The sequence below is a fragment of the Variovorax paradoxus genome (assembly GCF_040544635.1).
GTDB classification, from domain to species: Bacteria; Pseudomonadota; Gammaproteobacteria; order Burkholderiales; family Burkholderiaceae_C; genus Variovorax; species Variovorax paradoxus_R.
On sequence record NZ_JBEPKJ010000006.1, the window covers coordinates 109,721 to 121,860 of the forward strand.

The following is a 12,140-nucleotide window of genomic DNA, read 5'->3' on the forward strand; positions in this document are numbered from 1 at the left end:
CAGGGTGACTCGAAATCCAACTATAAATAGAAATGATTCTTATTTAGATTGTTACACGAAAAGTAGTAATTCGGACTTGCGGCCCGCTTCGGCTCGCTCACTGGAGGAAGAGGTGTTGAACATGCCATTGCATTCGTCCGAGCCTTCGCTCGGGGAGGTTTTCATCGCCAATCGCGCCCAGCTTTGGCGCGTTGCCCGCAAGATCGTCAACACGGCGGATCTGGCCGACGACGTCGTGCAGGACGCGTACCTGAAGATCGTCGACGGCCCCTGCGTCCGGCAGGCCGACCGTCCCATTGGCTACTGCTGCCAGGTAGTGCGCAACATGGCGCTCGACTACTGCCGCCGCCATCGCGTCGAGGCCAGCTATCGCACTTTCGATGTCGACGTGGAACTGCTCGACGTGCCGGCCGCCGCAACGCCGGACCGCATGATGTGCGAGCGCCAGGTCATCACTGCGATCGACAAGGTTCTTTCCGGGCTCGCGCCAAGGACGCGCCTGGTGTTCGAGCTCTACCGGCTCGAAGGGCTCACGCAGCGCGAGATCGCGGCGCGCCTGGGTTGTGCGCTGGGGCTCGTGAACGGCCTGATTGCCGAGGCCGCGACGGCCATCAAGTCGTGTGGCCATCTGTTGTTCGAGAGCGGTTCTCGCTAGAAGCTAAAAATGGAAACGGAAAAGAAGCTGTCCGGTTTCCCGCGAGAATGCGCGTTGTTCTACACGGACGACCGCGAGCAGCTTCGAGAATGACACACGAACAAGACGATCCCATCTGGAACACCGCCTGGGACTGGGTACAGCGCGAACACGACCGCGAGAGCTTCGACGAGGCGACCCGCGCCGAAATGACCGCATGGCTGGTGGCGGAGCCTTCGCACCGCCGTGCCTACGACAAGGCCGCGCAACTCTGGCTGCTTGCGGGCTTCGTGCCGCCGGCCAATGATTTCGGTGACGGCGACGAATCCCCTGGCAACGGCACTGGCGCCGCACCGCGAGCCGGCAAGTAAAGCCAGACTTTCCCGCCAACGCGCGCCATGCCGCGCGTTTTTGCAATGGCCCCCGCCGGCCCGGCCCGGCGGATGCAGCCGTCTCCCCCGCAAGCACCTCGTGAAATGAACAGATTCGCCTCCGAAGCGTCCTGTTGGCAGGGGCGCTGCGATTCAATCCGGTCCGCGACCGGCCATCCGGCGCTCCTTCTGTTCAATCACACAAGGATGCATCGATGTCGACGAGCTGTTTTGACCGTGAAGACGAGACCTTCATCGTTCTGGTCAATCACGAAGACCAGTACTCCATCTGGCCCCACTGGAAAGCCGTTCCCGGCGGATGGACCGCCGTCGAGGGCGTGCGGGGCGACAAGAAAACCGCCCTGGCCTACGTGGAGGGACATTGGACCGACATGCGGCCGCGCTCCCTGCGCGAATGGATGGACGCCAACGAACAACAACAGCAGCAGCAACAAGGCGCAGGGGCCGTGGAGCGCGCGGCCGGCTGATGGCCATGCGGGGACCCCTCTCGCTTTTGTGCCTGCCGTGCGCCGGCGCAAGCGCCGCCATGTACCTGCGCTGGCGTCGTTTCCTTCCGCCGTGGCTCCGCATCGTGCCGGTGGAGTTGCCGGGGCGCGGCGCGCGGATGGGCGAGGCCTTCGTCGAAGACTTCGATGCCATGGTCGCGCGGATATGCACCGAGCAGGCCGACGCCATGCACGGCGACTTTGCGATCTTCGGCCACAGCATGGGAGCGCTGCTGGCCCAAGGCGTGACCCGCCGGCTGCAGGCATCGCGTCGGCCGATGCCGCGCGCGCTGCTGGTGTCCGGCTGCGCGGCGCCCACGCGGCGCGATCCTGAGCGTTTCGCCGGCGGGGAAGACGACGGCTCGTTGATCGCAGAGCTGCGCAAGCAGGGCGGCACGCCCGAAGAGGTGTTTGCCAGCGACGAACTCATGCGCATCACGCTCGACACGCTGCGCGCCGACCGCCGCGTCTGCCGCAGCCACGATGCGCGCGCCACGGCGGGCGCGCCGCCCCTGCCGCTGTCCCTTCATGCCTTTGCGGGGCGGCAGGACGACATCGAGGCGCAGGCCATGGCGGCCTGGTCGAAGGAGACCGCGGGCGCCTTCACGCTCGACTGGTTCGAGGGCGGCCACTTCTTCCTGCGGCAGCACGAGACCGAATTTCTCGCGGCGCTTGCTCGCCATCTGCCGACACATCTACACGCGCATTAAAGGGTCGATATGAATGAACTGTTCGCAACGGAACCTGCCGGCCGGCAACCGCGCAATTTCGTGGAACACCTGCGCGCGCTGGCCGAACGGCGCGCGGACGACGTCTGGCTCACCGTGGTCGACGAGATCGATGGCGCCTACACCGAACTGCCCATCACCTACGCCGTCTTCGAGCGGCGCGTGCGCGCGCTGGCCGCGCGGCTGCAGCAGCAGTTCGCCAAGGGCGACCGCGCGCTCGTCATGCTCGACAACGGCGACCACTATGCGGTGAGCATGCTGGCCTGCTTCTACTGCGGCGTGATCGCGGTGCCCGTGTTTCCGCCGGAGTCCACCCGGCCCCAGCACCTGGCCCGGCTCACCGGCGTGGCGGCCGATTCGCAGGCGCGCTGCGTGCTGACGTCGGCCGCATCCGGCGAGGCGATGGCCGCGGCCGGCAGCCAGTTCGGCGAAGCGGTCGTCGTCGCCGTGGATGCGGTGGACGCGGCACTCGCCGATGCGTGGCAGCCCTTCGAGCCGGCACACGACGACATCGCCTTCCTGCAATACACCTCGGGTTCGACCTCCGCGTCCAAAGGCGTCATCGTCACCCACGGCAACCTGATGGCCAACGAACATGCGATTCAGGTCGGCATGGGCATCGGCCCGGACGACAAGTTCGTCTCGTGGGCGCCGCTGTACCACGACATGGGCCTTATTGGCGGGCTGATGCAGCCGCTCTACAGCGGCATCCCCCTTGTGCTGACTTCGCCGCGCTACTTTCTCGAGCGCCCGGTGCGCTGGCTCGAACTCATCTCGCGCCATCGCGCCACGCTCAGCGGCGGGCCCGACTTCTCGTTCCGCCTGTGCCTGGAGCGCGTGAAAGACGCGCAGATCGCGCAGCTCGACCTGTCGAGCTGGCGCGTGGCCTACACCGGTGCCGAGCCGGTGCGCGCCGACACCGAGCTTGATTTCATCGAGCGCTTTGCCGCCGCCGGGTTCGACCCGCGTGCGGTCTACGCCTGCTACGGCCTCGCTGAGGCCACCCTGTTCGTAACGGGCGGCCGGCGCGGCGGTGGCATGGTCGCGCGCGGCTTCAGCGCCGACGGCCTGGCCAGCGGTGCTGGCACGCCGAGCGAAGAGGGCACGCTGCTGGTCGGCTGCGGCGCCGTGGCCGTCCAGCACGAGATCGAGATCGTCGACCCCGCCACGCTCTCGGCCGCGGCGGCCGGCCGCATCGGCGAAATCTGGGTCCACGGCCCGAGCATCGGCGCCGGCTACTGGGGCAAGGAGCGCGAGTCGCGCGAGACCTTCGTCGAACGCGCGGGTCGCCGCTGGCTGCGCACCGGCGACCTCGGCTTCGTCTGCGATGGCGAACTCTATGTGACCGGCCGCATCAAGGACCTGATCATCGTCCGCGGCCACAACATCTATCCGCAGGACATCGAGCGCGTCATCGAGGCCGAGGTCGATGCGGTGCGCAAGGGCCGCGTTGCGGTTTTCGCGGCCAGCGGGCCCGACGGCGAAGGCATTGGCGCCGCGGCCGAGGTGTCGCGCAGCATGCAGAAGCTGGTGCCGCCGCAGGTGCTGGTCGAGGCGCTCAGCGCCGCGGTCAGCGAGGTGTTCGGCGAGCCGCTGTCGGCCGTGCTGCTGCTCAATCCCGGCGGCATGCCCAAGACAACAAGCGGCAAGCTGCAGCGCAGCGCCTGCCGCGCCGGCTGGTTGGACCGCAGCGCCGACGCCTATGCCATCTACGAACGCGGCGCCTTCATCAAGGGCGGCCCGGCCGAGGCGCAGGCCGACCCCCCCGTGCCCGACGAAACAGAACGCGCCCTCGACGCCATCTGGCGCGAAGTGCTGCGGCCCGCCGATGCGAAGCCCTTTGCGCGCGATGCCCATTTCTTCACGCGCGGCGGCAGCTCGCTCACGGCCACGCAGGTTGCGGCACGCATCTCGGATCACTGGGCCATCGACTACCCGGTGCGCCTGATGTTCGAACACCCGCGGCTGCACGAGAGCGCGGCCGCCGTTCGGGAGCGGTTGGCGCAAGGCGCGCATGCACGGCCCGCGCCCATTGCGGTGCTGCCGGCCGAGCGCCGGCTGCACGCGCTGCCGCTGTCCCATGCGCAGGAGCGCCAGTGGTTCCTGTGGCAACTCGACCCGGCCAGCGCGGCGTACCACATGAGCGGCGCGCTTCGCCTCACCGGCGCCTTGCAGGCCGACGCGCTGCAAGGTGCGCTGGACGACCTCGTCGCCCGTCACGAATCGCTGCGCACCGTGTTCCGCGCCGGCAGCGACGGCGTTGCCGCGCAGTGGATCGAGCCCTCCGGCAAAGTGGCGCTGCAAGTGATCGACCTGCGTGCCGTGCCCGAAGACCGGCGCGACGAGCAGCTGCAAGAAGAAGCCCGCCGCATCAAGGCCGCGCCCTTCGACCTCACCCGGGGTGGCCTGCTCCGCGCGGTGCTGTTCCGCCTGTCCGGCGACACGCAGGTGCTCGCCGTGGTGATGCACCACATCGTGTCCGACGGCGCTTCGATGCAGGTGCTGATCGACGAACTTGCAGCGGGCTATGCGGCGCGCCTGCAGGGGCGTTCGGCGGCGCTGCCTGTGCCCCGCGTGCAGTACGCAGACTACGCCGCGTGGCAGCGCGAATGGCTCGCCGCCGGCGAAGCGGAACGCCAGCTCGGCTGGTGGCGCGCGCACCTCGGCGACGAACACCCGGTGCTCGAGCTGCGCACAGACCATCCGCGCAAGCCGCAGGCCAGCTACCGCGCGGCCCGCCATGCCTTCGAGTTGCCCGCGCCATTGCTCGGCCGGTTGCGCGGCCTTGCGCAGGCAGAGGGCGCCACGCTTTTCATGGTGCTGCTGGCGGGCCTCCAGGCCCTGCTGCACCGCTACACCGGGCAGGAAGAGATCCGCGTCGGTGCCGCCATCGCAAACCGCAACCGCGTGGAGTTCGAAAACGTGATCGGCCTGTTCGTCAACACGCTGGTGTTGCGCAACCCGATCGACGGGCGTACCCCGCTCTCGCGCGTGCTGGCGCAGGCCAGGGAAGCGGTGCTCGGCGCGCAGGCGCACCAGGACCTGCCTTTCGAACAACTGGTGCAGCGGCTGCAGCCTGAGCGCAGCATGAGCCACAGCCCGCTCTTCCAGGTGATGTTCAACCACCTGTTCGAAGACCATCGCGCGCTGAGGCGCCTGGACGGCATCGAAGTGAGCGACCATGCGCTGCCCGATCTCCAGACCCAGTTCGACTGGGTGCTGGAAGCACGCGAACGGCCCGACGGGCGGCTGATGCTCGACGTGATCTATGCCGAAGACCTGTTCGATCGCGACACCATCGCGCGCATGGCGCAGCACTATGCCGCGGTGCTCGGCGCGCTCTGCGCCGGCGCGGAGCGCGCGGTGGGCGACATCGACCTGCTGGGTGCCTCCGAGAGGGCGCAGCTTGCGCAATGGGGCGTGAACGCGCGGCGCGAACCGCAGCCTGAGCCCGTGCACCACATCATCGCGCGGCAGGCCAGGCAGCAGCCCGACGCGGTTGCGCTGCTGTTCAGCGAAGAGGCACTGAGCTTCGCCGAACTCGACCGCCGCGCCAACCGCCTGGCCCACCGGTTGATCGCGCTCGGCGTCAGGCCCGACATGCGCGTGGGCATCGCGATGGAGCGCTCCGTCGAGATGGTCGTGGGCATCTTGGGCATCCTCAAGGCGGGCGGCGCCTATCTGCCGCTGGACCCCGAATATCCGGTGCAGCGCCTCGACTACATGGTGGAGGACAGCGGCATTGCGCTGCTGCTCGTGCACCGCGCTACGCGCGATCTCATCACGGCCCGCCCGGGCCTGGCCAAGCTGGAGCTCGACGGCGGCTACTTCGCCGACCAGCCCGAAGCCGATCCGCAGGTCGCGCTGCATGCGGAGAACCTCGCCTACGTCATCTACACCTCCGGCTCCACCGGCAAGCCCAAGGGCGCGGCCGTGCGCCATGCGGCACTGCACAGCTGCATGGCCTGGATGCAGCAGACCTACGGCCTGACCCGTGACCACACCGTGCTGCACAAGGCGCCGTTCGGCTTCGACGTGTCGGTGTGGGAGATGTTCTGGCCGATGACCGCAGGTGCGCGGCTGGTCGTCGCCAACCCCGGCGACCACCGCGACCCGGCCCGGCTGGTCGAGCTGATCCAGCGGCACCGGATCACCACGCTCAACTTCGTGCCCTCGATGCTGCAGGCTTTCCTCGCGCACAAGGACATCGAGGCCAGCACGCAGTTGAAGCACATCATCTGCGGCGGCGAAGCCATGCCCGCCGAGACGCAGAAAGAAGCGCTGCAGCGCCTGGGCGGCGCCACGCTGCAGAACCTGTACGGCCCGACGGAGACCACCATCCATGTCACGCGCTGGACCTGCCGCGACGATGGCCAGAGCCTGGTGCCGATCGGCCAGCCGGTCAGCGACACCGAGTGCCACATCCTCGATGCCGAACTCAACCTGGTGCCGCGCGGCGTGGCCGGCGAGCTGTATCTCGGCGGCGTGAGCCTTGCGCGCGGCTACCTCGGCAAGCCCGGCCTCAGTGCCGAGCGGTTCGTGGCCAACCCCTTCGGCAACGGCGACCGGCTCTACCGCACCGGCGACCTCGTGCGCTGGAACACCGAGGGCCAGATCGAATACCTGGGCCGCATCGACCACCAGGTGAAGATCCGGGGCTTCCGCATCGAGCTGGGCGAGATCGAGGCGCAGATCCTCGCGCAGCCTGCGGTGCGCGAAGCCGTGGTGGTGGCCCGCGAGGGCGTTGCCGGCGTCTCGCTCGTGGCCTACATCGCCGCGCATGCGCAGCAGGCGGTCGACACCGCCGCGCTGCGGGAGCAACTGGGCCAGGTGCTGCCCGACTACATGGTGCCGCGCGCCGTGGTGGTGCTCGAGGCTTTGCCGCTGAACGCCAACGGCAAGGTCGACCGCAAGGCGCTGCCCGAGCCCGAGGGGCTGGGCCGCGCGACTACCTACGAGGCGCCAGAGGGCCATGTCGCGTGCACCATCGCCGCTATCTGGTCGGAGGTGCTGCAGATCGAGCAGGTAGGCCGGAACTACAACTTCTTCGACCTCGGCGGGCACTCGCTGCTGCTCATCCGCGCGCACCGCCTGCTGGAAGACCGGCTGCAGGGCAGCTTCCCGCTGGTCAACCTCTTCAAGTACCCCACCGTCGAATCGCTCACGCGCTGGATCGAGCAGGGCGGCGCGCAGGCCGCGGCCGTTTCCGCCGCGGGCGCCGACGACCGCGCGCTGCGCCAGCGCGCCGCCATGCTTCAACGCCGCAAAGTGGCAGAGAGAGTCAATTGATGACCACCGCCTTCAACGAATCCGCCGAACCTACCGGCCTGGAAATCGCCATCGTGGGCCTGTCCGGCCGCTTCCCCGGGGCCGACGACGTGGACGCCTTCTGGCGCAACATCCAGGGCGGCGTGGAATCGGTGTCGCGCTTCACCGATGAGCAACTGCGCGAACGCGGCGTGCCGCAGAGCTTGCTGGACGACCCCGACTATGTGAAGGCCGGTGTGATGTTCGAGGGCTTCGACCAGTTCGATGCCGGCTTCTTTGGCTACACGCCCCGCGAGGCCGAAAACCTCGATCCGCAGCAGCGCGTCTTTCTCGAATGCGCCTCGGCGGCGCTCGAACACGCCGGCTGCGATCCCGAGCGCTGGCCGGGAAAAGTCGGCGTGTATGCAGGCGAGGGCGCCAACGTCTACCTGATCCGGAACCTGCTGCCGGCCTTCGGCCTCGGCGCGCACACGGGCATCGCCGACCTGCTCGGCCTCATGAGCGGCAACTCCGGCGGCTCGCTGTGCACGCGCGTCGCCTACAAGCTCGACCTGCGCGGCCCCGCCGTCAGCGTGCAGACTGCCTGTTCGACCTCGCTCACCGCCGTGCATACCGCCTGCCAGGCACTGCTGAGCCACGACTGCGACATGGCCCTGGCCGGCGGCGTGTGGCTCAACCTGCTGCAAGAGGGCGGCTACCGCTACCAGGCCGGCGCGATCCTCTCGCCCGACGGCCATTGCCGCGCCTTCGACGCCGATGCGGCCGGCACGGTGATCGGCAGCGGTGCCGGCGTCGTCGTGCTCAAGCGCCTCGACGAAGCGCTGCGCGACGGCGACACGATTCACGCGGTCATCAAGGGCACCGCCGCCAACAACGACGGCTCCGCCAAGGTCGGCTTCACCGCGCCCAGCATCGACGGGCAGGCCGAGGTGATCCGCGCGGCGCAGCTGATCGCGGGCGTCTCGGCCGACACCATCGGCTACATCGAGGCGCACGGCACCGGCACCACGCTGGGCGACCCGATCGAGATCGCCGCGCTCACGCAGGCCTTCCGCGCCGACACCGAGCGGCGCGGCTTTTGTGCCGTCGGTTCGGTGAAGACCAACATCGGCCACCTCGATGCGGCGGCCGGCGTGGCGGGGCTCATCAAGGCCACGATGGCGCTCAAGCATGGCGTGCTGCCGCCCAGCCTGCATTTCACCAAGCCCAATCCGCAGATCGATTTCGCAGGCAGCCCGTTCTACGTGAATGCGCAGCGCCAGCCCTGGCCCGAAGGCCGCACGCCGCGCCGCGCGGGCGTGAGCTCGTTCGGCATCGGCGGAACCAACGTGCACGTGGTGCTCGAAGAAGCACCGGTGGTCCGTCCGTCTGCACAAGCAAAGGCGCAGGCCTGGCAGGTCTTGCCGCTCTCGGCCCGCAACACCACCGCATTGCAGCAAGCCGCGCAGCGGCTTGCCGGTCATCTCGAAGCAGCGGATTCCGCCACGTCGCTCGCCGATGTTGCGCACACCCTGCAGACCGGCCGGCGCGCGCTGGCAGTGCGCGGCGCGGTTGTCGCCGACGGGTTGGCGACCGCCGTGCAGGCGCTGCGCGCGCCCGAGAGCGACTTCGACCTGGCAACCGGCGTTCCCGCGTCGGCGCCCGAGGTCGCGTTCCTGTTCCCGGGCGGCGGTACGCAGCACGCGAACATGGGTCTCGCGCTGTACCGCGGCCATCCGGTGTTCCGGGAAGAGGTCGATCGCTGCTGCAACGCCCTGCGCGACGCGATGGGCATGGACCTGCGGCAACTGCTCTATCCGGCTGCCGGCAGCGAGGCCGCCGCCGACGAAAAACTCGGGCGCATCGAATACACGCAACCGGTGCTCTTCATCGTCGAGTACGCGATGGCCCGGCTCTGGATGTCGCGCGGCGTGCAGCCCGCCGTGATGCTGGGTCACAGCCTGGGCGAGTACGTGGCCGCCTGCCTGGCGGGGGTGTTCAGCCTGGAAGATGCGCTGCGCATCGTCGCTGCGCGCGGCCGGCTCATGCAGTCCATGCAGCCGGGCGCGATGACCGCCATTGCGCTGTCGGAATCCGAACTCGCGCCTTTCCTCGCCACCGGCTGCGACATTGCGGCCATCAACGGCGAGCAGCTGTGCGTGCTCGCCGGGCCGATGGCGACCATCGAGGCGGCCGAGCGCCAGCTGTCGGCGAGCGGCCTGATGCCGCGCCGCCTGCTGGTCTCGATCGCTTCGCATTCGGCGATGACCGAAACCATCGTGGCCGAGTTGCAGCAGGTGGTTGCTTCCGTGCCACGGTCTGCGCCGCGCATCCCGTTCATCTCCAACGTCACGGGCAAGCCCATCACGGCGCAGCAGGCGGTCGATCCGGCCTACTGGGGCCACCACCTGCGGGGCACGGTGCGTTTCGCGGACGGCGTGGCGGAACTGCTGCGCGTCGAAGGCCGCGTGCTGCTGGAAGTCGGACCCGGCGAGACGCTCGCCGGCCTCGCGCGCCAGCATCCGCTGGCCGATTCGGCGGCGGCCATCCTGTCGAGCCAGGCCCATCCGCAGAAGCAGGCGCAGAACGAACGCCAGATGGCGAGTGTGATCGGCCAGCTCTGGTGCGCGGGTGTCGACATCGACTGGGCCGCGTGCCATCCGGGGCGGCAAGCCCGCCGGGTGCCGCTGCCGACCTATCCGTTCCAGCGCCAGTCGTACTGGACCGACATGCCTGAGCCGGGTAGCGAAGCGCCGGCATCGTCCGTGCGCACCGGCAGCGATGCGTTCCACGTGCCGGTCTGGCAGCGCACCGAGCCGGCGAATGCGTCGTCGACGGCTGTACCGGTCGAAGGCTGCACGCTGGTGTTCGCGGAAGAGAGCGGCCTCGCGGATGCGTTGATCCGCCAACTGGAGGCCGACGCACCCGGACACGCAGTGGTTCGCGTGACACAAGGCAATGGCTATGCGGAAACAGGCTCCCGTCATTTCACCATTCGCCCCGGCGAACGCGCCGACCACGAACAGCTGCTGCGCAAGGTGCAGGCCGAATCCGGGCCGGTCGCCAGGGTCTATCACTTGTGGAGCGTGGATGAGCAGCCGCTGCCGCCATCGCAATCCGGACAGGTCATGGAATGCGGCTACTTCAGCCTGCTGGCGTTGGTCCAGGCCTTCGACAGCACCGCCGATGGGCGCACGCGCAAGCTCTCGATCGAAGTCATCGCGAACCAGATCGAAGATGTCTCCGGCCTCGAGCCGCTGTGCCCAGAGAAGGCGACGCTGTTCAGCCTCTGCAAGGTGATCGCACAGGAGTATCCGCACATCGCCTGCCGGGTGACCGACATCGTGCGGCCCTCGCCGGGCAGCGCTGCTGAATCGTGGCTCGCAAGTCAACTCGCCGCACCGGCACAGGCGCCGCACGACGAAACGCTCGTGGCCTATCGCGGCCCGCATCGCTGGGTCAAGACCTATGCGCCGTTGCCGTCCGGGTCTGCGCCGCAGCAGCGCCTGCGCTCCAAGGGCGTGTACCTGATCACCGGCGGCCTCGGCGGCGTGGGGCTCGCGGTCGCGCGGCACCTGGCCGAGTCGTGGCAGGCGCGGCTGGTGCTGCTGGGGCGCACACCGCTGCCCGAGCGCAGCCAGTGGGAAGCCCTCGTCGCGGACGAAGTGCAACCCCAGGCACAGCGGACCAAGCTCGCGCAACTGATCGAACTTGAAAATCTCGGCGGCGAAGTGCTCGTGGTGGCGGCGGACGTGGCCGATGCGGCCTCGATGCAGGCCGCCGCCGCGCAGGCCCGCGCGCGCTTCGGCATGGTGCAAGGCGTCGTGCACGCCGCGGGCCACGCGAACAGCGGAATGATCGCAACCCGCACCCGCGCCGCGATCGACGAAGTCTTCGCGCCCAAGCTGCAGGGCACGCGTTTCCTGCTCGATGCGTTGCAGGGCGAGCCGCTCGATTTCGTGCTGCTGTGCTCGTCCATCTCCAGCATGGCCGGCGGCCTGGGCATGAGCGACTATGCCGCCGCCAACGCCTATCTCGACGCGCTGGCCGCGCAGTGGCAGCGCAGCGCGAAGCACCCCGTCATCTCGGTCAACTGGGACGCATGGCGGGACCTCGGCATGGCCGCCGGCCGCGTGCTGCCCGAAGGCATCGGCATGGACGGACCCGAGGGCGCGCGGGCGCTGGAGCGCATCGTCAACGGCCCGGCGTTCGCGCAGGTCGTGATCTCCACCACCGACCTGAACCAACGGCTCGGCAAGCTCGACAACGGCATGCTCGAACTGCTGGAGGGCGGGCCGGCCGCGAAGAAGAACAAGCGCCGCGAGCATCCGCGCCCCGTGCTCGATACCCCCTTCGTCGCGCCTGAGGGCGAGCTGGAGAGTGTGCTTGCGGGCATCTGGCAGGACATGCTGGGCATCGCCAGCGTCGGCATCGACGACAACCTGTTCGAGCTGGGCGGCGATTCGCTGCTCGCGATCCAGATCCTGGCGCGTGCCCGCAAGGCCTACGAGGTCGAACTGCATCCGGCCGCCTTCTTCAAGGCGCCCACCCTCCGCGACCTTGCGATCCTGGTCGAGACCAAGCTGATCGAGGAAATCGAGGCCGATGCCCCGGCCGATGCCGAACCCGATCGCTCGCCCGCAACCGTCTGAAA

At 68.8% G+C, this 12,140-nt stretch carries 6 protein-coding genes; all 6 read left to right on the plus strand.

Features of this window, described 5'->3' with window-relative positions:
* Positions 1-121: 121 nt before the first annotated feature.
* The 6 genes from ABIC94_RS12090 to ABIC94_RS12115 all read left to right on the plus strand — a co-directional run bounded on the left by ABIC94_RS12090 (position 122) and on the right by ABIC94_RS12115 (position 12,138).
* Positions 122-655: a sigma-70 family RNA polymerase sigma factor gene (locus ABIC94_RS12090; RefSeq protein ID WP_354373240.1), complete on the plus strand. Its 534-nt coding sequence runs from the start codon at positions 122-124 to the stop codon at positions 653-655.
* A gap of 89 nt (positions 656-744) precedes the next feature.
* Positions 745-1,005 carry a FecR/PupR family sigma factor regulator gene (locus tag ABIC94_RS12095; RefSeq protein ID WP_354373241.1) on the plus strand — a complete coding sequence of 87 codons (261 nt, stop codon included), beginning with the start codon at positions 745-747 and terminating at the stop codon, positions 1,003-1,005.
* A gap of 215 nt (positions 1,006-1,220) precedes the next feature.
* On the plus strand, positions 1,221-1,493 hold the full coding sequence (locus ABIC94_RS12100; protein ID WP_354373242.1) for an MbtH family protein: 273 nt from the start codon (positions 1,221-1,223) through the stop codon (positions 1,491-1,493).
* Positions 1,494-1,498: 5 nt separating this feature from the next.
* Complete coding sequence (locus ABIC94_RS12105) at positions 1,499-2,221, plus strand: thioesterase II family protein (protein WP_354373243.1); 723 nt, start codon at positions 1,499-1,501, stop codon at positions 2,219-2,221.
* Between the two features lie 9 nt (positions 2,222-2,230).
* Positions 2,231-7,528, plus strand: a complete 5,298-nt coding sequence (locus ABIC94_RS12110) for an amino acid adenylation domain-containing protein (protein WP_354373244.1) — start codon at positions 2,231-2,233, stop codon at positions 7,526-7,528.
* On the plus strand, positions 7,528-12,138 hold the full coding sequence (locus ABIC94_RS12115) for a type I polyketide synthase (RefSeq protein WP_354373245.1): 4,611 nt from the start codon (positions 7,528-7,530) through the stop codon (positions 12,136-12,138). The genes ABIC94_RS12110 and ABIC94_RS12115 overlap by 1 nt, the downstream gene beginning before the upstream one ends.
* Positions 12,139-12,140: the final 2 nt, after the last annotated feature.